The organism is Polaromonas sp. (genome assembly GCF_010365105.1).
Taxonomy (GTDB): domain Bacteria; phylum Pseudomonadota; class Gammaproteobacteria; order Burkholderiales; family Burkholderiaceae_C; genus Polaromonas.
Map to the genome: position 1 here is coordinate 25,835 of NZ_JAAFGZ010000012.1, position 24,261 is coordinate 50,095.

The following is a 24,261-nucleotide window of genomic DNA, read 5'->3' on the forward strand; positions in this document are numbered from 1 at the left end:
TCTTTCTCTCTTGTCAGAGGGGGATTTAGGAAGCCGCAGCCCCTGGCCGCAGCATGCTTAAAACTTCAAGTGCTTCGGGACTGGAGGCGCTTTCCCTTGCAGGCGAATCGGAAAGTTGGTCAGGTTCCTTGCGTCTGAGCAGGAGGTCAAGCAAATCGTTGTCAGACAAATCCATTAAATCATTCAAGCCTTTAGCCTGCCTGACGTTGAGCGTGGTTTCAAAATTCAAAAAGAATTTTTCGATCAGCAGGTCGTTCTCCAGCAGGCCACGCCGACAGCGCCAGCGCAGCTTGCTCAGGCTACGCTCGTCAAGTAAATCGTCGGTCATTTCCATGCGTGTGTGATGTGATGCAAGGTCAGACCGTGCGCAAGACCATCATTTCCTTGATCTTGCCGATGGCTTTGGCCGGGTTCAGGCCTTTGGGGCAAACGTCGGTGCAGTTCATGATGGTGTGGCAGCGGAACAGGCGGTACGGGTCTTCCAGATTGTCGAGTCGCTCAGCCGTTGCTTCGTCGCGGCTGTCAGCCAGGAAGCGGTAGGCCTGCAGCAAGCCGGCGGGCCCCACGAACTTGTCGGGATTCCACCAGAAGCTCGGGCAAGCCGTTGAACAGCTGGCGCACAGGATGCATTCGTAAAGTCCATTGAGTTCGTCACGCTCTTCAGGGCTTTGCAGGCGTTCTTTTTCCGGCGGGACGTTGTTGTTGATCAGGTAGGGCTTGATCGAGTTGTACTGCTTGAAGAACTGCGTCATGTCGACAAACAGGTCGCGCACCACCGGCAGGCCGGGCAGTGGCTTGAGGACAATGGTGCCCTTGAGCGTGTTCATGTTGGTGAGGCAGGCCAGGCCGTTCTTGCCATTGATGTTCATGGCGTCAGAGCCGCACACGCCTTCGCGGCAGGAACGGCGAAAGGAGATGGTCGGGTCCTGCGCCTTGAGCTTCATCAGGGCGTCAAGCAGCATGCGCTCGTGGCCGTCGAGTTCCACCTCGATGGTCTGCATGTAGGGCTTGGCGTCGGTATCGGGGTCGTAACGGTAGATCTGGAAGGTACGTTTGGTCATGAGTATTCCCGCTTGTATTTTTAGAAGGAGCGAACTGTCAGAGGTATGGAGTCAACCGTCAGCGGCTTCATTTGCACCGGTTTGTAGGCCAGGCGGTTGCCTTCGCTGTACCAGAGGGTGTGTTTGTGCCAGTCGGTGTCGTTGCGGCCGTTCGGATGTGCCGGTGTGTCTCCGTAGTCGTCCACGGAGTGGGCGCCGCGACTTTCATGTCGCGCTGCGGCGGAAATAATGGTGGCTTCAGCAGCCTCGATCAGGTTCTCGACTTCCAGCGCTTCGATGCGCGCGGTATTGAAAATCTTGGACTTGTCTTTCAGGCCGATCGCGTTGACGCGCTTGCGCAACTCTGCGATCTTGGCCACACCTTCGTCCATGACGGCCTGGGTACGGAACACACCTGCATGCTGCTGCATGACAGCGCGGATGTCGTTGGCCACGTCCTGTGCATATTCGCCGGTGGTCGTGTTGTCCAGTCGTTCAATGCGGGCCATGGTTTGGTCTGCCGCATCGGCAGGCAAGGGCTTGTGCTCGGTATTGGCCTGGTTGAATTCAACAATGTGGTTGCCGGCAGCACGGCCAAAAACCAGCAGGTCGAGCAGTGAATTTGTTCCCAGGCGGTTGGCGCCATGCACGCTGGCGCAGGCGCACTCACCAACGGCGTACAAGCCATTGACGACCACGCTTTGGTTTTCGGCATTTTGCGTGACGACCTGGCCATGGATGTTGGTCGGAATTCCGCCCATCTGGTAATGGATGGTTGGCACGACCGGAATCGGTTCCTTGGTGATGTCGACGTTGGCAAAGTTGTGGCCAATCTCGAACACCGATGGCAGGCGCTTCATGATGGTCTCGACACCCAGATGGGTCATGTCAAGATTGATGTAGTCCTTGTTGGGGCCGCAACCGCGACCTTCCTTGATTTCCTGGTCCATGCAGCGCGAGACGTAATCGCGCGGCGCCAAGTCCTTGTAAGCCGGGGCATAACGTTCCATGAAGCGTTCACCGTCGCTGTTGCGCAAAATGGCGCCTTCGCCACGGCAACCTTCGGTCAGCAGCACGCCCGCACCGTGCACACCAGTCGGGTGGAACTGCCAGAATTCCATGTCTTCCAGCGGAATGCCGACGCGTGCTGCCATACCCAGACCATCGCCGGTATTGATAAACGCATTGGTGGAGGCCGCAAAAATGCGGCCGGCACCGCCGGTTGCCAGCAGCGTGGTCTTGGCTTGGAAAATATGCACGTCACCGGTTTCCATCTCGATGGCGGTGACCCCTACGACGTCGCCATCGGCATCGCGGATCAGGTCCATTGCCAGCCATTCGACGAAGAAACTGGTTTTTTCCTTGACGTTTTGCTGATACAGGGTATGGAGCATGGCGTGACCAGTGCGGTCAGCCGCAGCACAGGCGCGCTGGACCGGCTTTTCGCCGTAGTTGGCGGTGTGGCCGCCAAAGGGGCGCTGGTAGATCGTGCCGTCCGGGTTGCGGTCGAAGGGCATGCCCATGTGCTCCAGGTCGTAGACGACCTTGGGTGCTTCACGGCACATGTATTCAATCGCATCCTGGTCACCCAGCCAGTCGCCGCCCTTGACGGTGTCGTAGAAGTGATAGTGCCAGTTGTCTTCGGACATGTTGCCAAGCGATGCGCCAATACCACCCTGCGCCGCTACGGTGTGCGAGCGTGTCGGAAAGACTTTGGAAAGAACGGCAACGTTCAGGCCTGCACGGGCCAGTTGCAGCGATGCGCGCATACCGGAGCCGCCAGCACCGACGATGACAACGTCAAATTTGCGCGTGGGAAGTTTGGATGTATCAGTCATGTTTTTTTAATCGTGGAGGCTGGAAAATGCCAGCATTGACTTTGGTAAATAGCCGTTGGATCAAAGGCGCCACAGCACCTGGACACCCCAGCCTGCGCAAGCGACCAGCCAGAGGATGGTGAACACCTGCAGCAGCAAGCGCAGGCCCACCGGCTTGATGTAATCCATCCAGATATCGCGCATGCCCACCCACACATGCTGAAGCAGGGCGATGATGACGGCAAATGTCAGTACCTTCATCCATTGGGGCGAAAAGATCCCGGCCCACTGGTCATAACCGATAGGCCCCTTGCTGAAAATGACCTGCGCCAGCAGCAGCACGGTGAAAATGGCCATCAGGCCTGCCGTGATGCGCTGGCTCAGCCAGTCGCGGGTGCCGTAGTGAGCGCCGACAACGATGCGCTTGGAGCCGTAATTGACAGACATGATTTTTCTTTCCTTGAACAGTTTCAGGCAACGCTTGCGGTGTTCGCGCAGCAGATGCCTGCAGGATTTTTGGTTTTTAGTACAGGCCGAACAGCTTGGCGCCCAGCACCAGCGTGAGGCCGATGCTCACGATGAGCGTGAAGGCGGCTGACTGCCTGCCGAACGTCTTGCTGACGGATTCATGGCTGCTGTCCATCCACAAATGCCGCAGACCTGCCAGAAAATGGTGCAGGTAAGCCCAAATCAGGGCCAGCGCCACCAGTTTCCACAGAAATCCTGGCAAGCCCAGCATGCCCGCATTGAAGGTGGACTTGAAACGGTCGAAAGAGATGTCTGAAGAAATCGACGTGTCGAACATCCAGATGATGAAAGGCATCAGCAGGAACATGATGGCTCCGCTGACACGATGCAGGATGGAAACGATGCCGGCCAGCGGCAATCGGTAACCCGGCAGGTCGGTAAAGGCGTTGATGTTGCGAAACTCTGGCCGCTTGGCGCGTGGAGTGGATGCCAGCTCTGTCATTTTTATGGGCTTTCGTGGTGGTAACCGGTTGGTAACTCAGCGGGACATGACTGTCAGTCGAACATTTTAATTCTATTGCAATGCAGCAAATTTATTTACAAAGCTTTGCCGTTTTGGGGCAATGCGCTTAACTGAGTGCGTTTTTATAGTGGTGGGTGTCGGTTCGGTACAGGCCCCGGCGCAGTTCCATCGGGACGTCGTTGTAGGTGTAGGCAATCCGTTCGACGCTCAGCAGCGGCTCGCCCAGCTTGACGTGCAGCAGCCGGGCCGCCACCGAGTCGGCTGCGACAGCGCGTATTTTTTCTTCGGCACGCACCATGTGGACGCCGAACTCGGTTTCGAACAAGGCATACATGGGACCGCTGTAAACCGCCAGACGGCTGGCGGTCAGACCCTTGAAAGGGCTGCCCGGCAACCAGACGTCCTCGACAATCGTCGGCGTGCCCTGGAATGCCAGTACCCGGCGCAGTTGAAGTACGGCGTCGCCGGTCCGCAAGGCCAGCGGTCGGGCAATGTCGGCAGTAGCCCGAAGCCGTTTGCAGTCGACGATCTGGCGTTCCGCCGGGCCTTCGCTGCTGATGTCGCCGCTGTCGGGCATCAGACGAAGGAAGCGGTATTGCACCTGCTGCTCGGCGTGTGTGGCCACGAAGGTTCCCTTGCCCTGGCGACGGATCACCAGGTTTTCTGCGGCAAGTTCGTCAATGGCCTTGCGAACGGTTCCCTGGCTGACGCGAAAGCGCGCAGCCAGTTCCATCTCGCTTGGTATCAGTTCGCCGGGTTTCCATTCAGCCGTCTGAAGTCCCTTGAGGATCAGCACCTTGATCTGCTGGTACAGCGGACTGAAGGCCGGCGTCTGTCCGGCAGGCGCGATTGCCCCATGCTCGGCAGCTGCCAAGGAGGTATCGGGTGTCAAAGAATGGGTATGTGTCATACAGCAAATTTGCCCAGTGGCTTGGGATCATGGGTCGCAGTGCCTGAGCCGGGCATGAAATCAGTCTGGATCATATCTTATATAAGACATAAGACAAGTTGACCTGCCGCAATTTTCAAGCGTAAAATCCCGGGCTGTGCATCGCGTCGACTCTCTTTGCTGGTCTTGTACAAAAAGACGCTGCTTTCATGGTCCGGTAAAGCTTGAAATTGCGACGCAAACCTTGTGCCACACCCTATCCAATAATTTTTTAACTTTCCTGGAGTTGTCAATCATGAGCAAAACACCCGTCCGAGTTGCAGTCACTGGCGCCGCTGGTCAAATCGGTTACGCATTGCTGTTTCGCATTGCCTCGGGCGAAATGCTCGGCAAGGACCAGCCGGTCATTTTGCAATTGCTTGAAGTCCCGGTTGAAGGCCCGCAAAAGGCGCTCAAGGGCGTGATGATGGAACTCGACGACTGCGCCTTCCCGCTGCTCGTGGAGATGACCGCGCACAGCGACCCGATGACGGCCTTCAAGGATGCCGACTACGCGCTGCTGGTCGGCTCGCGTCCACGCGGCCCGGGAATGGAACGCGCCGAGTTGCTGGCCGTCAACGGCGCCATTTTCACGGCACAAGGCAAGGCGCTGAACGCCGTCGCCAGTCGTGATGTGCGGGTTCTGGTGGTCGGCAACCCCGCCAACACCAATGCCTACATCGCCATGAAGTCAGCTCCTGATCTGCCACGCAAGAACTTCACAGCCATGCTTCGGCTGGACCACAACCGCGCCGCCAGCCAGATCGCTGCCAAGACCGGCAAGGCCGTGGCCGACATCGAAAAATTGACAGTCTGGGGTAACCACTCGCCCACCATGTACGCCGACTACCGTTTTGCCACCATCAACGGCGATAGCGTCGCCCAGATGATCAACGACCAGGAATGGAATGCCAACGTGTTTTTGCCGACTGTCGGCAAGCGCGGCGCGGCCATCATCGAAGCGCGTGGTTCTTCTTCGGCTGCATCGGCCGCCAACGCCGCCATCGACCACATGCGCGACTGGGCGCTGGGCACCAACGGCAAGTGGGTGACCATGGGCATTCCGTCAGACGGCCAGTACGGCATTCCAAAGGACACCATGTTCGGCTTCCCCGTGACTTGCGAAAACGGCGAATACAAGATTGTCGAAGGCCTGGAAATCGACGCATTCAGCCAGGAACGCATCAACAAGACGCTGGAAGAGTTGCAGGGCGAGCAGGCCGGCGTCGCTCACCTTCTGTAACAGGCTGCAGGAAAATCGGGGGACGCGGGCGGCAAACTTGTGATGCGCGCCCGGCCCCTGAGCCACTCGCGACAGACCTCAAGACCGAGTTTATTCAATGAAACATCCGCGTAAAGTTCTCCTCGGCGCTCAGGCAGCAACCGCTTTTTTGCCGGTTTGCGACCATTACAGCGGCGTTGAAGTGCGGATGCGCAAAAGTCTGCAATTGCAGGCCGAAATGATTGAAGAGTTCGACGCCTGTGTGTTTGACGTGACGCTGGACTGTGAAGACGGCGCGCCGGTTGGCGGTGAAGCTGACCATGCCGCCATGGTCGTGGCACTGGCCGCATCGGCCAGCGACAAGGCCCGCGTCGCCGTCCGTGTGCATGCGGTCGGTCACCCGGCATTCGAGTCTGACATGGACGTCATCGCGGGAAAGCTTGCACACCGGCTTTCACACATCATGATTCCCAAGGTCGAGTGCATCGACGACGTGATCAGGGCTGAGCAGGCGCTTTTGTCAGCATCTGCGGAGGAATTGCCGCTGCATGTGCTGATCGAGTCGCCGCTGGCCGTTCGCAACGCGTTTGAAATCGCTGCGCATCCCCGCGTGCAATCTCTCAGTTTTGGCCTGATGGACTTTGTTTCCAGCCATGGCGGTGCCATTCCCGCCGATGGCATGAGCAGTCAGGGCCAGTTCACCCATCCGCTGGTCGTCCGCGCCAAGCTCGAAATCGCTTCCGCCTGCCACGCCTATGGCAAGGTTCCTTCGCATTGCGTGGTGACGGAGTTCAGCGATGCCGCTGCCATGACGCTCGCCGCGCGGCGTGCGTCGCGCGAACTGGGCTACACCCGCATGTGGAGCATTCATCCAAATCAGATACGCTCCATCCTGGCGGCTTTTGCCCCCAGTGAAACCGAGATTGAAGATGCTACAAAAATAATAGCTGCTGGTGCCCGTGCTGACTGGGCACCCATCAGTTCTGACGGTAAATTACACGACCGCGCGAGTTATCGCTACTTCTGGCAGGTGCTGGAACGCGCCCACCAGACGGGCCGCACATTGCCGCCTGATGCCCAAACTTACTTCACGGACGCTCGTTCATGAGCGACCATTCACCGACGAGGAATTGTATGAAAACCCAACCCATCGCCACCTTGGCAGCCGCGCTGGCCGCCGCCTTCCTTCTGGCCGCTACGCCCATGGCGCAGGCCGAAACCGCCAAGACGTCTGACAAGGCAGCGCCTGGCAAGGCAAGCACTGCCAAGCCTGTGGCCGGCAAGTCCGCAGCGGTCAAGGCCGACAAGCCTGCAGCCAAAAAGAAGGCTGAGAAAAAGCCGAAGGTTTCTGCCAACCGTACCAACCTCAAGAGCGCTGCCGTCAATGTGGCAGCGGGTATCCAGGCCGCAGAAGCCGCCATGACGCCTGCCGAACTGGCAATTGCCGAGCGGGTGCAGGTTGGCAAGATGCCATGCGAACTTGGCGCATCGGTCACGCTGACCGCCGACCCCAAAAATCCCGGTTATTTCGACATGCAGGGCAAGAACTTCAGCTATCGCATGTTTCCGGTGGCCACGTCCACCGGCGCCATTCGCCTTGAAGACCAGAAGGCTGGCGCTGTCTGGCTGCAACTGGCCAACAAATCGATGCTGATGAGCCAGAAGCAGGGCATTCGCCTGGCCGATGAATGCACAAGTCCAGCGCAATTAATTGTGGCGCAGAACCTCAAGTTGCATCCACCCGCCAGCATTCTGGATGCGCCGCCTCCTGTGGTTGCCAATCCGGTCCCTGCCCAGTAAACAGCGTTTTCCTCGTCATCACGATTTCCAATAACTTCAATCAGAGGGTAGCCATGTCATCCGAGTTCCTGCCAACCTACCGCAACCATGTTGCCGAACGTGCCGTACTGGGCATTCCACCGCTGCCTTTGTCCGCCCAGCAAACCGGCGAGGTCATTGAACTGCTGAAGAATCCGCCCGCAGGCGAAGAAGCCTTCCTGCTCGACCTGATCACCCACCGAGTGCCCGCTGGCGTCGATGCCGCCGCCAAGGTCAAGGCCAGCTACCTGGCCGCCGTGGCACACGGCAGCGAAAAATGCACCCTGATCTCGCGTGAAAAAGCCACGCAGTTGCTGGGCACCATGCTGGGTGGCTACAACATCAGCCCGATGATTGCATTGCTTGATGACGCTGAAGACAGCGTGGCTTCGCAAGCGGCCAGCGGCCTGAAGAACACCCTGCTGATGTTCGACCAGTTCCACGACGTGCAGGAAAAGGCCGAAAAAGGCAACAAGTACGCCAAAGCCGTGCTGCAAAGCTGGGCCGATGCCGAATGGTTCACCAGCCGCCCCGAGGTGCCGCAGTCGATCCAGCTGACCGTGTTCAAGGTTGCCGGCGAGATCAACACCGACGACCTGTCGCCCGCGCCAGACGCCTGGAGCCGCCCCGATATTCCACTGCATGCGCTGGCGATGCACAAGAATGCCCGCCCTGGCGTCACCCCCGAGGAAGATGGCAAGCGCGGCCCGGTCAGGTTCATTGAAGAACTCAAGGCCAAGGGCAACCTCGTGGCCTATGTGGGCGACGTGGTCGGCACCGGCTCCAGCCGCAAGTCCGCCACCAACTCCGTGCTGTGGTTCACCGGCGAAGACATTCCTTTCGTGCCGAACAAGCGTTTTGGCGGCGTCTGCCTGGGCAGCAAGATTGCCCCGATTTTCTACAACACCATGGAAGACTCGGGCGCGCTGCCGATCGAACTCGACGTGTCGCAAATGAACATGGGCGACGTGATCGAACTGCGCCCCTACGAAGGCAAGGCGCTGAAAGACGGCGAAGTCATCGCTGAATTCAAGCTCAAAAGCGAGGTGCTGTTTGACGAAGTGCGCGCCGGCGGCCGCATTCCGCTGATCGTCGGCCGTGGCCTGACCGCCAAAGCCCGCGCTGTGCTGGGCCTGCCGGTGTCCACGCTGTTCCGCCTGCCGCAAAACCCTGAAGCCACCGAGCGCGGCTTCACGCTGGCGCAAAAGATGGTCGGCCGCGCGGTCGGCCTGCCTGAAGGCCAGGGCGTTCGTCCCGGCACCTACTGCGAACCCAAGATGACCTCGGTCGGCTCGCAGGACACCACCGGCCCGATGACCCGCGACGAGCTGAAAGACCTGGCCTGCCTGGGTTTCAGCGCTGACCTGGTCATGCAGTCGTTCTGCCACACCGCCGCCTACCCCAAGCCGGTCGATGTGAAGATGCACCACGAACTGCCCGACTTCATGAGCGACCGCGGCGGCATTCCGCTGCGTCCGGGCGACGGCATCATCCACAGCTGGCTCAACCGCATGCTGCTGCCTGACACCGTCGGCACCGGTGGCGACAGCCACACGCGTTTCCCCATCGGCATCAGCTTTCCAGCCGGTTCCGGCCTGGTGGCTTTCGGTGCCGCCACCGGCGTCATGCCGCTGGACATGCCTGAATCCGTGCTGGTACGTTTCAAGGGCGAGCTGCAGCCCGGCATCACGCTGCGCGACCTGGTCAATGCGATTCCGCTGTACGCCATCAAGGCCGGCCTGCTGACCGTCGCCAAGCAGGGCAAGGTCAACATTTTTTCGGGCCGCATCCTGGAAATCGAAGGCTTGCCAGACCTGAAGGTCGAGCAGGCGTTTGAATTGAGCGACGCGTCGGCCGAGCGTTCCGCTGGTGGCTGCACGGTGCACCTGAACAAGGAACCGATCATCGAGTACATCACCAGCAACATCACGATGCTGAAATGGATGATTGCCACCGGTTACTCGGACGTGCGCACCATCAAGCGACGCATCGCCGCCATGGAAGCCTGGCTGGCTGACCCGCAACTGCTCAAGGGAGACGCCGACGCTGAATACGCCGCCGTCATCGAGATCGATCTGGCCGACATCCACGAACCCATCGTGGCCTGCCCGAACGACCCGGATGATGTGAAAACCCTGGGCGATGTCGCCGGAAGCGTCATCGACGAAGTGTTCATCGGCAGCTGCATGACCAACATCGGCCATTTCCGCGCCGCGTCCAAGCTGCTCGAAGGCAAGCGCGATATTCCGGTCAAGCTCTGGATGGCGCCGCCGACCAAGATGGATGCCAAGCAGTTGAGCGAAGAAGGCCATTACGGCGTGCTCGGTTCCGCCGGCGCCCGTATGGAAATGCCGGGCTGCTCGCTGTGCATGGGCAACCAGGCGCAGGTCAAAGAGGGCGCGACGGTGTTCTCGACCTCGACGCGCAACTTCCCGAACCGCCTGGGCAAGAACTCCAACGTGTACCTGGGTTCTGCCGAACTGGCCGCGATCTGCTCCAAGCTGGGCAGGATTCCGACCAAGGCCGAATACATGGCCGACATGCAGGTACTGACGGCTGCCAGCGACAAGGTGTACCAGTACCTGAACTTTGATCAGGTCAAGGATTACACCGACTTGGCCGACACGGTCAAGGAAACGCTGCCTGTTTAAGGCGGGCTGCTGAAAAGCCGGTGGCAGGGTGCCCGGCTTGCGCCACAAAAAAGCCCCGCTGTTTTTGCAGCGGGGCTTTTTTGTGGGCCTCGTGGCCCTTTGTCATCGAAAGCCGGAATTACATCCGCAATTCCTTGTGCTCGCCCATCTTTTCAGGTGGCTTGCCGGTGACGGCGGCTGTCAGCATCTTGGCCACCTGGACCATCTTGCTTTCCTTCACATCCCAGTACTCGGCGTGGCTGATGAGGACTTCCAGCAGCGCGACGTCGGGGTCGGTCGGGCCGCCCGGGAACCAGGCCTTGGCCATTGGCGTCCACAGCGCTTCCTTCTTGGCCATGTCTTCGACAATCAACGCATTGCCCGACACCGATACATAACTGTCGTCGCCAGTGTCGGCATACGAAACGTTCACGTTGTCGTCCTGCGCGACATGCCTGGCGATTTCACTGCTGCGGGAAATGAAGAAGTACAGACGGTTGCCTTCGTCCATGTTCTTGTTCTGGGTCGTCAGCGGCTGGCTGTGCATCATGCCGTTCGCATGGCGATGGGTGAACATGCCGAACTTGATGTCCTTGATCAGGTCCCAGAGTTTTTGGTGCTCTGTTGCCGTGGTGTTTTCCGTGGTGCTCATGAAGTCTCCGTGAAGTGGTTGAGTTGTTCATTCACTTTAAGCCGGAGCCTGCCAAACACGAATCAGCCGCTGGCTTGCCTGGCTGTCGGTACTTGCCGACAGGCAGGGCGCAAAAAACCAGGGATTTCAGCCGGGTGCCACTGCTGCGTCGAACCGGCCGGTTTTATGGGTCAAAACAGGCTTTTGCGCATGTCCCTCATGCATCAGCTGCTATCAAAAAATTTAAAATTTATGCACAGGCTGGCTGCGCCAGCTCGCTGACGGGGTCGATCAGGCGGGCCAGGAGCGCCCCGTCAGCCGGCGCTTCGAGTGGAATCCACACCCGCATCGGGCTGCCCGAAGCGACCGTGATGGCGTCGCCGTCGCCGTTTTTCATGTGTGTGACCGTCACGATGCGGTTGCCGTCCGGGTGAATCACTTCGAGCCGGTCGCCGACCTGGAAGCGGTTTTTGGTTTCCACCTCGGCCCAGTCGCCCTGCACGGACCTGACCTCGCCGGCAAACTGGCTGCGGCGCATTTCAGAGCTGCCGGTTTCGTAATTCTGCGTGTCCTGCGCCGGGCGGCGTTCCAGGAAACCGCTGGTGTAGCCGCGATTGGCCAGGCCTTCCAGTTCGGTGATCAACGCCGGGTTGAACGGCCTGCCGGCGACGGCGTCGTCAATCGCGCGGCGGTACACCTGCGCGGTGCGCGAGACGTAATAGCCGCTCTTGGTGCGGCCCTCGATCTTCAGCGAATCGACGCCGATCTTCACCAGCCGGGCGACATGTTCGACGGCCCGCAAGTCCTTGCTGTTCATGATGTAGGTGCCGTGCTCGTCCTCCATGATGGGCATGAGTTCGCCCGGACGCTGCTTTTCCTCCAGCAGGTAAACGCCGTCGGCCAGCGGATGGCGTGCGCTGCCGCCGCAGTTCGAGAACGACTGATCGGCTTGCTGCTGTTCCCCGGAAAAATCGAAGTCGCCTTCAAGCCTTGCCGGAAGCACCTCGCCCGAATCGGTCTTGTCGCTGCCGGGTTGCGGCGTGTAGTTCCATCGGCAGGCGTTGGTGCAGGTGCCTTGGTTGGCATCGCGGCGGTTGAAGTAGCCCGACAGCAGGCAGCGGCCCGAGTACGCCATGCACAGCGCGCCATGCACGAACACCTCCAGTTCGATGTCGGGGCATTCCTGGCGGATTTTTTCGATCTCGTCCAGGCTCAGTTCGCGCGACAAAATGATGCGGGCGACGCCTATCTTTTGCCAGAACTTCACCGCCGCCCAGTTCATGGTGTTGGCCTGCACCGACAGGTGAATCGCCATATCCGGCCATTGTTCGCGCACCATCATGATCAGGCCTGGGTCGGCCATGATCAGCGCGTCGGGCTTCATGGCGATGACTGGCTCGATGTCGCGCAGGTAGGTACGCACCTTGTCGTTGTGCGGCAGCAGGTTGCTGGTGACAAAAAATTTCCTGCCGCGCGCGTGGGCTTCTTGAATGCCTGTCTGGATTTGTTCCAGACGAAACTCATTGTTGCGCGCCCGCAGTGAATAGCGCGGCTGGCCTGCATACACCGCATCGGCGCCAAAATCATAGGCTGCGCGCATCTTGTCGAGCGAGCCGGCGGGCAGGAGTAATTCGGGTATCTTCAATGTCATCCGGCCATTGTCGAGGCCGTCAGGCGTAAAGCGCTTGCGCTGCATCAGGTCGTTTGGCTTTGCTGTTCATGATTGGCCCGCTGCCTGCCAGAATGCGGTTTGACGATTAACCAAAAAAGGAGTCTTTCATGGCCGATACGCCCACACAAGCTCAAGCTGGTTCCAGTGCTCCCGGCGCACCACACGCCTTTGCGGCCACCTTGCAGACCTTCCAGACGGCTTCTGGCAAGGCCGGAAAATTCCACTCCCTGCCGGCGCTGGCCGAACAATATCCCAGCGTCAAGCGCCTGCCGGTGTCGGTGCGCATCGTGCTCGAATCGGTGCTGCGCAACTGCGACGGCAAGAAAGTCACGACCGAGCATGTCGAGCAACTCGCCAACTGGCAGCCACAGGCCGACAGAAGTGAAGAAATTCCGTTTGTCGTCTCGCGCGTGGTGCTGCAGGACTTTACCGGCGTGCCGCTGCTGGCCGACCTGGCTGCCATGCGCAGCGTTGCCGTCAAGCTGGGCAAGGACCCGAAGGCCATCGAACCCCTGGTGCCGGTCGATCTGGTGGTGGACCACTCAATCATGGTTGATTACTTTGGCACCAAGGATGCCATCGATCTGAACATGAAGCTTGAATTTCAGCGCAACCGCGAGCGCTACGAGTTCATGAAATGGGGCATGCAGGCCTTTGACACCTTCGGCGTCGTGCCGCCGGGCTTTGGCATCGTGCACCAGGTCAACCTTGAATTCCTGGCGCGCGGCGTGCACAAGACGAAAGATGACGTGTATTACCCCGACACCCTGGTAGGCACCGACAGCCACACCACCATGATCAACGGCATCGGCGTGGTTGGCTGGGGCGTCGGCGGCATTGAGGCCGAAGCCGCCATGCTCGGCCAGCCGGTGTATTTGCTGACGCCCGATGTGGTCGGCATGGAGCTGACCGGCAAGCTGCGCGAGGGCGTAACGGCAACCGACCTGGTGCTGCGCGTGACCGAAACCCTGCGCCGTGAAAAGGTCGTCGGCAAGTTCGTCGAGTTTTTCGGCGAAGGCACGCGCTCCCTGGCCTTGCCGGACCGCGCCACCATTGGCAACATGGCGCCCGAATACGGCGCCACCATGGGTTTTTTCCCGGTGGATGAAAAGACCATTGATTACTTCCGGGGTACCGGCCGCACCGAAGAGGAAATTGAAGCCTTTGAGGCTTACTTCAAGGCGCAAGGCCTGTTTGGCGTGGCTGCCGCCGGTGACATCGACTATTCGCAGGTCGTCAAGCTGAACCTTGATGAGGTCACGCCCAGCCTGGCCGGCCCGAAACGGCCGCAGGACCGCATCGAACTGGGCAACGTTTCCAGCCAGTTCCGCTCGCTTTACAGCAAGTCGAACGCTGAAAATGGTTTCAACCAGCCCGCCAGCACGCTCAACACGCGTCATCTGGTGTGCCCCCCCGACACTGCGCGAACCAAGACGCTGCCGGGAGCGCCACCCACGCCCATGGGTGCCCAGCGCTCGGTGGTGGAAATGGAGGCCAACCGTCCGACGCTGGCGATGGCGCATGGTGACCGGGACCAGGTGGCCAGCAATGGCACGCCAGCGGCGCTGGCAGACTCAAAAGGCCTGACCGTGGGCAATGGCGACGTGCTGATTGCCGCCATTACCAGTTGCACCAACACTTCCAACCCCAGCGTGCTGCTGGCCGCCGGGCTGTTGGCCAAGAAAGCGGTCGAGGCGGGTCTGCGCGTGCAGCCGCACATCAAGACCTCGCTGGCGCCCGGCTCGCGCATCGTGACCGAGTACCTGACGGAAACGGGGTTGATGCCTTATCTGGAGCAGCTCGGCTTTGACCTGGTCGGCTACGGTTGCACCACCTGCATCGGCAATTCGGGCGACCTGACAGCAGAACTGAACGAGGCCATCAATGACAGTGATCTGGTGTGCGCCGCCGTGCTGTCGGGCAACCGCAATTTCGAGGCACGCATTCACCCGAACATCAAGGCCAACTTCCTGGCGAGCCCGCCGTTGGTCGTTGCCTACGCGCTGGCCGGATCGGTGTTGCGCGACCTGACCACCGAGTCGCTGGGCAAGGGCACGGACGGCCAGGAGGTGTTCCTGCGCGACGTGTGGCCGTCGAGCGATGAAATCCATGCGCTGATGAAGTTCGCCATGAACGGCGAAGCCTTCCGCGCCAATTACGCCAAGGTCAAGACCGAGCCCGGCGAGCTCTGGGCAGGTATTCATGGCGTGACCGGCAACGCCTACACCTGGCCGGACAGCACTTACATTGCCGAGCCACCGTTTTTTAACGATTTTGCTATGGAAATGAAAGCGCCTTCCACAAATGGAGCAAGCGCTACAGGCCAAAACAATGAGTTTTCCGTGACGGGCGCACGGATCATGGCGCTGTTTGGCGACTCGATCACCACCGACCACATTTCGCCGGCCGGCTCGATCAAGGGCAGCTCGCCCGCCGGGCAGTGGCTGCAGGACCACGGCGTGCAGAAGGCCGACTTCAACAGCTACGGTTCACGCCGTGGCAACCACGACGTGATGATGCGCGGCACCTTTGCCAACGTGCGCATCAAGAACCTGATGATCCCGGCCGACAAGGACGGTTCGCGCGAGGAGGGCGGCGTCACCCTGTATCACGCAGGGCACAACACGCCGGACAGCGTGACAACCAAAATGCCGATCTACGACGCCGCCATGAAGTACATGGCAGAAAACACGCCGACGGTGATTTTTGCCGGCGAGGAATACGGCACCGGCTCGTCGCGCGACTGGGCCGCCAAGGGCACGCAACTGCTCGGCATCAAGGCGGTCGTTGCGCGCAGTTTTGAGCGTATCCACCGCAGCAACCTGGTCGGCATGGGCGTGCTGCCGCTGCAGTTCCTGCCGGGCGAGTCGTGGGAGTCGCTCAAGCTCATCGGCTCTGAAACCGTTGACGTGATTCCGCACCCTGAACTGAAGCCGCAAAGCGAAGCCAGGCTGGTCATCACCCGCGCCGATGGCCCGCGCCAGGAAGTCACGGTGATCCTGCGTGTCGATACGCCGATCGAGGTGGACTATTACCGCAACGGCGGCATTTTGCCTTACGTGCTGCGGCAATTGCTCGCGGCATGAGGGCTGGCAATGATCCTTTGCGCAGACCCGGGGCTTGTGCTGAAACCGTGACCCTTGCAGCGTGCCGCGCATGACGCGCCAGGCCTTGATTGCCGGCGGCGGCATCGGCGGGCTGGCGGCGGCGCTGGCGGCATCGCGCGCGGGCTGGGATGTGCGGGTGTACGAACGCGCGCCAGCCTTCAGCGAAGTCGGCGCGGGCGTCCAGCTGGGACCGAACGTGGTCAGGCTGCTGCACGACTGGGGCCTGCAGGACGCATTGGCGCAGGCGGCAGCCTTTCCCGAGCGCCTGCTGGTGCGTGACGCCCTTTCTGGCCAGGAACTGGGCGCGCTGCCGCTGGGCCAGCGGACGCTGGAAAAATACGGCGCGCCTTACCTGACGCTTCACCGCGCCGACCTGCATGCGCTGCTGCTCCAGGCCGTGCAGGCGCGGGACCATGTGTGGCTCAAGCTGAACAGTCCCGTGGCCGCTTATGCCGACAGCGGACGCGAAGTCACCCTGCGAACGCAGCTTGCAGCGGCGGCCACGCCGGGACTCGATCCGGTCAAAGCCGCGCCTTTGCTGGAAGTCGAGGGTGATGCGTTGATTGGCGCCGACGGGCTCTGGGGCCGTGTGCGCCAGCAGATGCTGAACGACGGTCCCCCGCGTGTCACCGGGCATCTTGCCTACCGAGCCATGTTGTCGCAATCCAGGCTGCCTGCGCGGCTGCGCAGCCAGCAGGTCACCGTCTGGCTGGGTCCCCGGCTGCATGTGGTGCATTACCCGGTGCGCGGCGGCGAATGGCTGAACGTGGTGGCCATCGTCCAGGGCAAGGTGGCGGGCGACCTGCAAAGCTGGGACCATCATGCCAACGGGGCCGACCTGCAGCAAGCCATGGGTCAAACGGCCAAGCTGCTGCAGGATCTGATCCAGGCGGTGACCGATGGCGGCAACCAGGCCGGCCCCAGCTGGCGCCTCTGGCCTCTGTGCGACCGCCCGCCCATGCGCGGCGCGCACCAGCAGGCCCAAGGCCGCGTGGCCCTGCTCGGCGATGCGGCGCACCCGATGCGCCCCTACCTGGCGCAGGGCGCCGGAATGGCGATTGAAGATGCGGCCGAACTGGGTTCGGTGCTGGCCGTGGCGCTGGACCCGGCTTTCGACGTGCCGACGCTGCTGCAGCGTTACGCGCTGAACCGCTGGCAGCGCAATGCCCGGGTGCAGGCCAGGTCGCAACGCAACGGCCAGATATTCCACGCCCAGGGGCCGCTGCGCTGGGCGCGCGATGCCTCGATAAAGCTGCTGGGGGAAAAGCTGCTGGACCTGCCGTGGCTGTATGGGGCAGTGCCTTCGGGGGTTTAGTTTGCCATGAAAAATGTAGCTGCTTTTGTACGCGGATATTGCGCCGGAGTCATCTATTGACGGCGTTTTCGTCCCCCATTGCAACTGGCATTCACCGAAACCGAAACCGCATCGAGTGCAAGACCAGCTGACTTCCTATTTCTGGAGTGGCGATGTCCTTCGCAGTCGAAGCGTGGGTGATGTCGTGTTGTTTGACACGCTCGACGTGCCTGTGCCTCCTGCACGCCTGGTTGCCGATTGGGAAAGGGAGATTTCGCGCCTGGACCTGGAACCCGGCGATGTCGAGTCCCTGTCTTTGCCGCGCGCTCGAATGCGCTGGCCAGACTACAGGCACTGCGTGCAGGCGGTGTCCGACTGGACGTTCGCCCAGGGACTGCCGGATGTGCTTGCCGCCAGCAGCGTTGCCCTCATGGCCTGTCGGGGCGCGAAATACCACCACGACGGCGGGCAGTATGGCGCAGCCGCCTTTTGCAATCTCTTTCTGAGCGAAGACAGGGGACTGGACTTGCATTTCCCCTCAACAGGCCATCGAATCCCCCTGACCCGGGGCACGGCCGTGATCTTCGATACGGGCCAGCCTCACGCCGTCATTCAACGCCGCCGCAGCGGATTTGACGTGGCCGACTTCACCGCTGGACAGGATTGCACCCAGCTCTTCCTGACCTGGGAGCTTCCCATCGAAGAGGTTCATGTCGGGCGCGCGCTTGGGATCGCCTTTGACATCGACCCCTGCACCCTGCAGACATTGAATGAAGAGCAAGTCTGGCTGAACGGCGCACCGGCGCTGGTGTGCCCGGATTCTGGCCGGTGGCTCAGGGCCGGCTAAGCCGGGAGTACCTTTAATTGCCTGCCCGCCCGAAAACGTCGAGTGCTATTTAAACGATAGCTGATTGCGTACGCCAGTCATGCGCAGAAGCCGTATTTCTTGTGAATTTTCTATAAATCCGTGCGCAGCTTCCAGATCTCCGGAAACAGCACCACATCCAGCATTTTCCGCAAATAACTCACGCCGCCGGTGCCACCGGTGCCGCGCTTGAAGCCGATGACGCGCTCGACCGTTGTCACATGCCGAAAGCGCCAGAGCCGGAAGGCGTCTTCCAGGTCGGTCAGTTCCTCGCCCAGCTGGTACAGGTCCCAGTATTGCTTCGGATCGCGGTACACCGTGAGCCAGGCGGCTTCGACGGCATCGTTGACTTCATAACCCCGGGTCCAGTCGCGCCCGGTATGGCTGGCGGGCACGCTCAGGCCTCGCCTGGCCAGTAGACGCAATGCTTCGTCGTACAGCGATGGCGCTTCATGGGCGGCCTGCACCATGGCCAGCAGGTCGGGCCGGTGCGCATGGGGCTTGAGCATGGCGGCATTCTTGTTGCCCAGTGCAAACTCGATGCAGCGGTATTGCGCACTCTGGAATCCGCTGGAATTGGCCAGGTACGGCCGGATGGCGCTGTATTCGGGCGGCGTCATCGTGGCCAGCACGTCCCAGGCATGCACCAGTTGCTCCATGATCTTGCTGACCCGGGCCAGCTTTTTGAAGGCGCTGCCGAGTTCGTCCTGCGCCACATTGGCGATGGCGGCGCGCAATTCGTGCAGCATCAGCTTCATCCACAGCTCGCTGGTCTGGTGCTGGATGATGAACAGCATTTCGTCATGCGCGGGCGACAGCGGCTGCTGAGCGCCCAGGATCGCGTCGAGGTGCAGGTAGTCGCCGTAGCTCATGGACTGGCTGAAGTCGAGCTGCGCTTTTTCATCGCGAACGATGTCGACGGGTTGGAGGGCTTCGTTCATGTCAGGTCACCACCTGCTTCTGGTTGAACCGGGCTTGCTGCCATTCGCCGGTTTCCAGCACCTGCCTGAGATGCTCGACCGCCTGCCAGACGTCTTCAAAGCCGATGTACAGCGGCGTGAAGCCAAAGCGCAGGATGTCCAGATGTCTGTCGCCATCGCCTGCGCGAAAGTCGCCAATCACGCCCCGGGCAATCAAAGCCTGCACGATGGCATAGGCGCCTTCATGGCGCGTCAGGCAGATTTGCGAGCCGCGCTTTTCATGCGCGCGCGGCGTCGCCAGCCCGAAGCCGTTGCCTGCGCAGCGCGCTTCGACCAGCGCGATGAACAGGTCGGTCAGCGCCAGCGACTTGGCGCGCAGGGCCGCCATGCCGCCCAGCACTTCGGCCGCCAGCACGGTGTCGAGCCCGCAGTCGAGCGCCGTCAGGCTCAGGATCGGTTGCGTGCCGCATAAAAAGCGTGTGATACCGGGGGCCGGGCGGTAGTCGGGCGTGAACTCGAACGGTGCGGCATGTCCCCACCAGCCGGCCAGCGGCTGCCAGAAACGGCTGGCGTGCCGAGGATGCGCCCAGACAAAGGCGGGCGCGCCAGGACCACCGTTCAGGTATTTGTAGCTGCAGCCCACGGCGAAGTCGGCCTGCGCGAAGTGAAGGTCCACCGGCACGGCGCCAGCGCTGTGCGCCAGGTCCCAGACCGCCAGAATGCCCGCCTGGTGCGCGGCCTGGGTCACGGCGGCCATGTCGTGCATCGCGCCGGTGCGGTAGTTGACATGCGTCAGCATCAGCACGGCGACTTCGGCCGTCAGGGCACCGGCCATGTCCTCGGGCTCGACCAGCCGCAAGCGCAAGCCGCGTTCCCGGCACAGCGACTCGGCGATGTACAGGTCGGTCGGAAAGTTGCTGCGTTCGCTGACCAGCACCGAGCGGTGAGGCGCATCTTCTCGGGCGATGTTGAGCGCGGCGCTCAGCACCTTGTAGAGGTTGACCGAGGTGCTGTCGGTGGCGACGACCTCGCCGGGCGCAGCGCCCACCAGTCGTGCAATCTTGTCGCCCAGCCGCTGCGGCGCATCGAACCAGCCGGCGCTGTTCCAGGAGCGGATCAGCCCCTGGCCCCATTCCTGCGTCACCGCCTCGGCCACGCGCGCGGCGGTGGCGGCGGGCAGCACGCCAAGCGAATTGCCGTCGAGGTAAATCACGCCTTCGGGCAGGATGAACTGCTCGCGCAGCGCTCGCACCGGGTCTTGCGCATCCAGGGCGCGGCAGTCTTGCAGGGTGGGGATCATGGCGGGAAGTCTTTCAAGGTTCAGGGCAGTTCGCGCAGGATGGCGCGAACCGGCGATGCGTCTGCCTGCATCAGCTTGAGCGGCAGGGCGATCAGTTCGTAGTCGCCTTCGGGCACGTCGTCGAGGACCAGGTTTTCCAGTACCCGCAGGCCGCGCTCCAGCAGCAACTGGTGGCAGGGCAGGTCCTGGCTGGTGGCCGGGTCCACGCTGGGTGTGTCGATGCCGATAAGTGATATGTTTTTAGTAGCTAGAAGCGCAAGCGTGGCAGGCGAAATGGCACTAAATGATGCCCAGGACTGGCTGGCAGCGCGGGATGTGCGCAGCAGCACCCGGGCAGGCAGGTTTTCAAGTGCGTGGGCCAGGTGCGCAGGTTCGACCAGCGGGCTGCTGTCCAGACAATGGATGACGCGGCACGGCCCGAGGTAAGGCTGCAGATCGACCGCGCCAATGGCTGCTTCGCCGCTGGCATAGTGCATCGGCGCATCGGCATGCGCGCCGGTGTGCGGCGACAGCGTGATGCGGTTGACGTTGACGGGACAGCCGGGTGCAAGCGAAAAATGCAGTTGCTGCGAATAGGCGGTATCGCCGGGAAACACTGCCGAATGCTCGTCCACAGCAGGCGAGATGTCCCAGAGTTTCAGGCGCCTGGCGGGGGTAGCAGTGGCTGCGGCCGACGGGCCGGGAAAGGCAGGATCAGTCATGGCGCAAAGGTAGCACCGCCGAAAAAACCATGGTGTCGGTTATTTCCAACAATGCCTGAAATAGTTGAGGCTTGAAGTAATTTGTCGCAGCGCTGGACCCCGGCGAGGCTTAAGCACGGCAGAGCCGCGTCGGGCAGAATCGCGGCTTGCGCGGTGATTTGCGCTGCGTCCCGCTTCTTTCCGACCTCTACAGACAAAGGCTTTTCCATGACTTCAATCGACAAAGTGGCACTCGTGACCGGCGCAGGCACCGGCATTGGCAAGGCGGTGGCGCTGGCGCTTCTGGCGGCGGGCTACCGTGTGGTGCTGGCCGGGCGCCGCATCGAGCCGCTCAAGGAGGCGGCCGCAGCGTCGGGCAGCGACCGCGCGTTGCCGGTGGCCACCGATGTGAGCCGGCCCGAGTCGGTCGATGCGCTGTTTGCGACCATCAAGGAAAAGTTTGGCCGGCTCGACGTGCTGTTCAACAATGCCGGCGTCAATTCGCCACGCGCCGGCTTTGAAAACTTGACGTACGACCAGTGGCAAAACGTCGTCAACATCAACCTGACCGGCTCCTTCCTGTGCGCACAGGGCGCCTTCCGGCTGATGAAGGACCAGCAGCCGCAGGGCGGTCGCATCATCAACAACGGCTCGATCTCGGCCCACGCGCCCCGGCCAAATTCGGCGCCCTATACAGCGACCAAGCATGCCATCACCGGCCTGACCAAGACGATTTCGCTCGACGGCCGAAAGTACAACATCGCCTGCGGGCAGATCGACATCGGCAACGCCCTGACCGAGCTGTCCGCACGCATGGCGACCGGTGTGCCTCAGGCCAACGGCGAGATCGCCATCGAGCCGATGATGGACGCCAGAGAAGTGGCCGATGCAGTGGTACACATGGCGGCGCTGCCGCTGTCCACCAATATCCCCTTCATGACCATCATGGCGACGAAGATGCCGTTCGTCGGCCGGGGTTGATGCCGTCTGGCAAGGCATTTTCCTGAAAGCCCTTGAAAGCTTCAGGACGCAAGCAGGCCGGTGCTTCGTTTCTGCAAGATGATCTGGATCAACGGGATTCAGGATGAACGGCGGCGCCGGGACGCTTGCTACTCTTATAATGAGAATCATTTTCATTTAATAGAGTGTGGCAACCATGACTTTGGCCCATTTCCCCTCGGGTACAGCAGATATCGGGCTGGACAAATGGCCACGACGCCTGCCCGCACAGGTGCTCAGGCTGATGCCGGCAGGCGATGCCGAAGAGCGTGATGTCTTGTTGCGTTTGCTGGAAATCGGATTTTTACCCGGTGAGCCGGTGCAGGTCATGGCTCGCGGTTTTCCCGGTGATGACCCACTGGCGGTGCGGGTGGGGCACACGACGTTTGCCCTGCGCAGCCATGAGGCTGCGCTGATTCGCGTCGGTCCGCTGGCGGCTGTTGCGGGCCACGCCGCATGACCGCCGCTGTCAATGCCATGGGCGGGCCGCTGCGCGTGGCGCTGCTGGGCAATCCCAACTGCGGCAAGACCGCGCTGTTCAATTTGCTGACCGGCAGCCGCCAGAAGGTCGCCAACTACGCCGGCGTTACGGTCGAGCGCAAGGAAGGCCAGGTGCTGACCGCTTCAGGTCACCGCGTGATGGTGCTCGATTTGCCCGGCGCCTACAGCCTGAATGCCCTGAGCGCCGACGAAGCCGTGACGCGCGACATCGTCATCGGCCGGCGTCCCGGCGAACCCTTGCCCGACCGGCTGGTGTGCGTGGCCGACGCCACCAACCTGCAGCTTAACCTGCGGCTGGTGCTGGAGGCGCGGGCGCTGGGCCTGCCGATGGTGCTGGCGCTCAACATGAGCGACGCCGCCCGCCGCGCCGGTATCGTGATTGACAAGGCGGTGCTGTCGCGCGAACTCGGCATGCCGGTGGTTGAAACAGTCGGCGTGCGCCACGATGGCGCGCAGGAGTTGCTGCGCTTTCTGGACGACTGGCCAGCGCCCGGCACGAAACCCGACGGCATCGCCGGCTGGCAGGCACCCAGCTTCGATCAGGTCATGGACACGCAACTGGAAGTGCGCCGCATCATGCGGCTGGCCGTGCAGTCGCCGCCGGACAGCCTGAACACCGACGACGCCATCGACCGCGTGGTGCTGCATCCGCTGTGGGGCATGGCGCTGCTGTGCGTGATCCTGTTTCTGATGTTTCAGGCGGTGTTCAGCTGGGCCAACCTGCCGATGGACGCCATCAAATCCGGGATGGAATGGCTCTCTGGCGTGCTGCGCACGCACATGCCCGAAGGCGTGCTGCAAAGCCTGCTGATCGATGGCATTCTGGCCGGATCGGGTGGCGTGCTGGTGTTTTTGCCGCAGATTCTGATCCTGTTCTTTTTCATTCTGGTGCTCGAAGATTCGGGCTATCTGCCTCGCGCCGCTTTTCTCCTCGACCGCGTGATGGGCAGCGTGGGCCTGTCGGGGCGCTCTTTTATTCCGCTGCTGTCAAGCTTTGCCTGCGCCATTCCGGGCGTGATGGCGACGCGCACGATTACCCACTGGCGCGACCGGCTGGTGACCATCATGATTGCGCCGCTGATGACCTGCTCGGCGCGCCTGCCGGTGTATGCGCTCTTGATTGGCGCGTTCATTCCCGAGCGCACGGTGGCCGGCATTTTCAACCTGCAGGGGCTGGTGATGTTTGCGCTGTATGTCGGCGGCATTGCCAGCGCGATGGCGGTGGCGGCGGTGTTCAAGCTGTGGCGCGGCCATGCGCGGCCGACGCCCTTGATCATGGAATTGCCCGCCTACCGGATTCCCAGTCTGCGCCAACTGGCGATGGGGCTGCATGAACGGGCGATGATTTTCCTCAGGCGCGTCGGCGGCATCATCCTGGCGCTGACCGTGATCTTGTGGTTTTTATCGACCTTTCCGGCACCGCCCGCAGGGGCACTCGGTCCGGCGATTGAATACAGTCTGGCCGGACGCCTCGGCCATGCGCTGCAGGTGATTTTTGCGCCGATTGGGTTCAACTGGCAGATTGCGATTGCGCTGGTGCCGGGTCTGGCGGCGCGCGAAGTGGCGGTCGGTGCGCTGGGCACCGTGTATGCACTGTCGGCCACAGGCGAAGACGTGGCTTCAGCGCTGGGGCCGGTGATTGCGCAGACCTGGTCGCTGGCCACGGCCTTGTCGCTGCTGGTCTGGTATGTGTTTGCGCCGCAGTGCATCTCCACCCTGGTCACGGTGCGTCGCGAAACCAACAGCTGGCGTTACGCCTTTTTCATGGCGGGCTACATGTTCGGGCTGGCCTATGGTGCCAGCTGGATCACCTATCGGCTGACGTTGTTATGGGGAGGTGCTTGAG

22 protein-coding genes are annotated in these 24,261 nt (G+C 61.4%); 10 read left to right on the forward strand and 12 right to left on the reverse strand.

Features of this window, described 5'->3' with window-relative positions:
* Positions 1 to 25 precede the first annotated feature (25 nt).
* The 6 genes from GZ092_RS10180 to GZ092_RS10205 form a co-directional block, all read right to left on the reverse strand.
* Positions 26 to 334 carry a succinate dehydrogenase assembly factor 2 gene (locus GZ092_RS10180; RefSeq protein ID WP_293636283.1) on the reverse strand — a complete coding sequence of 103 codons (309 nt, stop codon included), beginning with the start codon at positions 332 to 334 and terminating at the stop codon, positions 26 to 28.
* A gap of 22 nt (positions 335 to 356) precedes the next feature.
* Positions 357 to 1,061 (reverse strand): succinate dehydrogenase iron-sulfur subunit, encoded by a 705-nt coding sequence (locus GZ092_RS10185; RefSeq protein WP_293636284.1) that lies wholly within the window; start codon positions 1,059 to 1,061, stop codon positions 357 to 359.
* A gap of 20 nt (positions 1,062 to 1,081) precedes the next feature.
* Positions 1,082 to 2,878, reverse strand: coding sequence for a succinate dehydrogenase flavoprotein subunit (gene sdhA / locus GZ092_RS10190; RefSeq protein ID WP_293636285.1), 1,797 nt, complete (start codon positions 2,876 to 2,878; stop codon positions 1,082 to 1,084).
* A gap of 60 nt (positions 2,879 to 2,938) precedes the next feature.
* The gene (sdhD, locus tag GZ092_RS10195) at positions 2,939 to 3,304 is read right to left on the reverse strand and encodes a succinate dehydrogenase, hydrophobic membrane anchor protein (RefSeq protein ID WP_293636286.1); all 366 of its coding nucleotides are present in this window, start codon (positions 3,302 to 3,304) and stop codon (positions 2,939 to 2,941) included.
* 76 nt (positions 3,305 to 3,380) lie between these two features.
* Positions 3,381 to 3,827 carry a succinate dehydrogenase, cytochrome b556 subunit gene (gene sdhC, locus GZ092_RS10200; RefSeq protein WP_293636287.1) on the reverse strand — a complete coding sequence of 149 codons (447 nt, stop codon included), beginning with the start codon at positions 3,825 to 3,827 and terminating at the stop codon, positions 3,381 to 3,383.
* Positions 3,828 to 3,954: 127 nt separating this feature from the next.
* Positions 3,955 to 4,758, reverse strand: coding sequence for a GntR family transcriptional regulator (locus tag GZ092_RS10205; protein WP_293636288.1), 804 nt, complete (start codon positions 4,756 to 4,758; stop codon positions 3,955 to 3,957).
* 274 nt (positions 4,759 to 5,032) lie between these two features.
* On the opposite strand from GZ092_RS10205, the gene GZ092_RS10210 reads away from it, so the two are divergent.
* The 4 genes from GZ092_RS10210 (at position 5,033) to acnB (ending at position 10,467) form a co-directional block, all read left to right on the forward strand.
* Positions 5,033 to 6,019, forward strand: a complete 987-nt coding sequence (locus GZ092_RS10210; protein WP_293636289.1) for a malate dehydrogenase — start codon at positions 5,033 to 5,035, stop codon at positions 6,017 to 6,019.
* 97 nt (positions 6,020 to 6,116) lie between these two features.
* Positions 6,117 to 7,106, forward strand: coding sequence for a CoA ester lyase (locus GZ092_RS10215; protein WP_293636290.1), 990 nt, complete (start codon positions 6,117 to 6,119; stop codon positions 7,104 to 7,106).
* Positions 7,107 to 7,132: 26 nt separating this feature from the next.
* Complete coding sequence (locus GZ092_RS10220; protein ID WP_293636291.1) at positions 7,133 to 7,798, forward strand: hypothetical protein; 666 nt, start codon at positions 7,133 to 7,135, stop codon at positions 7,796 to 7,798.
* A gap of 53 nt (positions 7,799 to 7,851) precedes the next feature.
* A complete protein-coding gene (acnB, locus tag GZ092_RS10225) occupies positions 7,852 to 10,467 on the forward strand; it encodes a bifunctional aconitate hydratase 2/2-methylisocitrate dehydratase (protein WP_293636292.1) in 2,616 nt (871 codons plus the stop codon).
* A 118-nt stretch (positions 10,468 to 10,585) separates the two neighbouring features.
* Here acnB and GZ092_RS10230 read toward each other — a convergent pair whose 3' ends face one another.
* Together GZ092_RS10230 and yegQ are read right to left on the reverse strand one after the other, a co-directional pair.
* Entirely contained in the window at positions 10,586 to 11,098 is a 513-nt protein-coding gene (locus tag GZ092_RS10230) for a pyridoxamine 5'-phosphate oxidase family protein (protein ID WP_293636293.1), read from the reverse strand.
* 229 nt (positions 11,099 to 11,327) lie between these two features.
* Positions 11,328 to 12,728 carry a tRNA 5-hydroxyuridine modification protein YegQ gene (yegQ, locus tag GZ092_RS10235; protein ID WP_293636294.1) on the reverse strand — a complete coding sequence of 467 codons (1,401 nt, stop codon included), beginning with the start codon at positions 12,726 to 12,728 and terminating at the stop codon, positions 11,328 to 11,330.
* A gap of 128 nt (positions 12,729 to 12,856) precedes the next feature.
* Between yegQ and GZ092_RS10240 the strand changes: the two genes are divergently transcribed.
* From GZ092_RS10240 to GZ092_RS10250, 3 genes are all read left to right on the forward strand, one after another.
* On the forward strand, positions 12,857 to 15,835 hold the full coding sequence (locus tag GZ092_RS10240) for an aconitate hydratase (RefSeq protein WP_293636295.1): 2,979 nt from the start codon (positions 12,857 to 12,859) through the stop codon (positions 15,833 to 15,835).
* Positions 15,836 to 15,905: 70 nt separating this feature from the next.
* Positions 15,906 to 17,171: an FAD-dependent monooxygenase gene (locus tag GZ092_RS10245; RefSeq protein WP_293636296.1), complete on the forward strand. Its 1,266-nt coding sequence runs from the start codon at positions 15,906 to 15,908 to the stop codon at positions 17,169 to 17,171.
* 115 nt (positions 17,172 to 17,286) lie between these two features.
* Positions 17,287 to 17,997, forward strand: coding sequence for a hypothetical protein (locus GZ092_RS10250; RefSeq protein ID WP_293636297.1), 711 nt, complete (start codon positions 17,287 to 17,289; stop codon positions 17,995 to 17,997).
* 110 nt (positions 17,998 to 18,107) lie between these two features.
* Here GZ092_RS10250 and kynA read toward each other — a convergent pair whose 3' ends face one another.
* The 4 genes from kynA to GZ092_RS10270 are packed head-to-tail and all read right to left on the reverse strand — an operon-like array spanning position 18,108 to position 21,160.
* A complete protein-coding gene (gene kynA / locus GZ092_RS10255; protein WP_293636298.1) occupies positions 18,108 to 18,956 on the reverse strand; it encodes a tryptophan 2,3-dioxygenase in 849 nt (282 codons plus the stop codon).
* 1 nt (position 18,957) lies between these two features.
* Entirely contained in the window at positions 18,958 to 20,232 is a 1,275-nt protein-coding gene (kynU, locus tag GZ092_RS10260; RefSeq protein ID WP_293636344.1) for a kynureninase, read from the reverse strand.
* 23 nt (positions 20,233 to 20,255) lie between these two features.
* On the reverse strand, positions 20,256 to 20,936 hold the full coding sequence (kynB, locus tag GZ092_RS10265; RefSeq protein ID WP_293636299.1) for an arylformamidase: 681 nt from the start codon (positions 20,934 to 20,936) through the stop codon (positions 20,256 to 20,258).
* A complete protein-coding gene (locus GZ092_RS10270) occupies positions 20,933 to 21,160 on the reverse strand; it encodes a hypothetical protein (protein WP_293636300.1) in 228 nt (75 codons plus the stop codon). The genes kynB and GZ092_RS10270 overlap by 4 nt, the downstream gene beginning before the upstream one ends.
* On the opposite strand from GZ092_RS10270, the gene GZ092_RS10275 reads away from it, so the two are divergent.
* The 3 genes from GZ092_RS10275 to GZ092_RS10285 all read left to right on the forward strand — a co-directional run bounded on the left by GZ092_RS10275 (position 21,144) and on the right by GZ092_RS10285 (position 24,260).
* A complete protein-coding gene (locus tag GZ092_RS10275; RefSeq protein WP_293636301.1) occupies positions 21,144 to 21,896 on the forward strand; it encodes an SDR family oxidoreductase in 753 nt (250 codons plus the stop codon). The two genes, GZ092_RS10270 and GZ092_RS10275, sit on opposite strands and share 17 nt — an antisense overlap.
* A 175-nt stretch (positions 21,897 to 22,071) precedes the next feature.
* Complete coding sequence (locus GZ092_RS10280) at positions 22,072 to 22,374, forward strand: FeoA family protein (RefSeq protein WP_293636302.1); 303 nt, start codon at positions 22,072 to 22,074, stop codon at positions 22,372 to 22,374.
* A complete protein-coding gene (locus GZ092_RS10285) occupies positions 22,371 to 24,260 on the forward strand; it encodes a ferrous iron transporter B (protein ID WP_293636303.1) in 1,890 nt (629 codons plus the stop codon). Before GZ092_RS10280 ends, GZ092_RS10285 begins: the two co-directional genes overlap by 4 nt.
* Position 24,261: the final 1 nt, after the last annotated feature.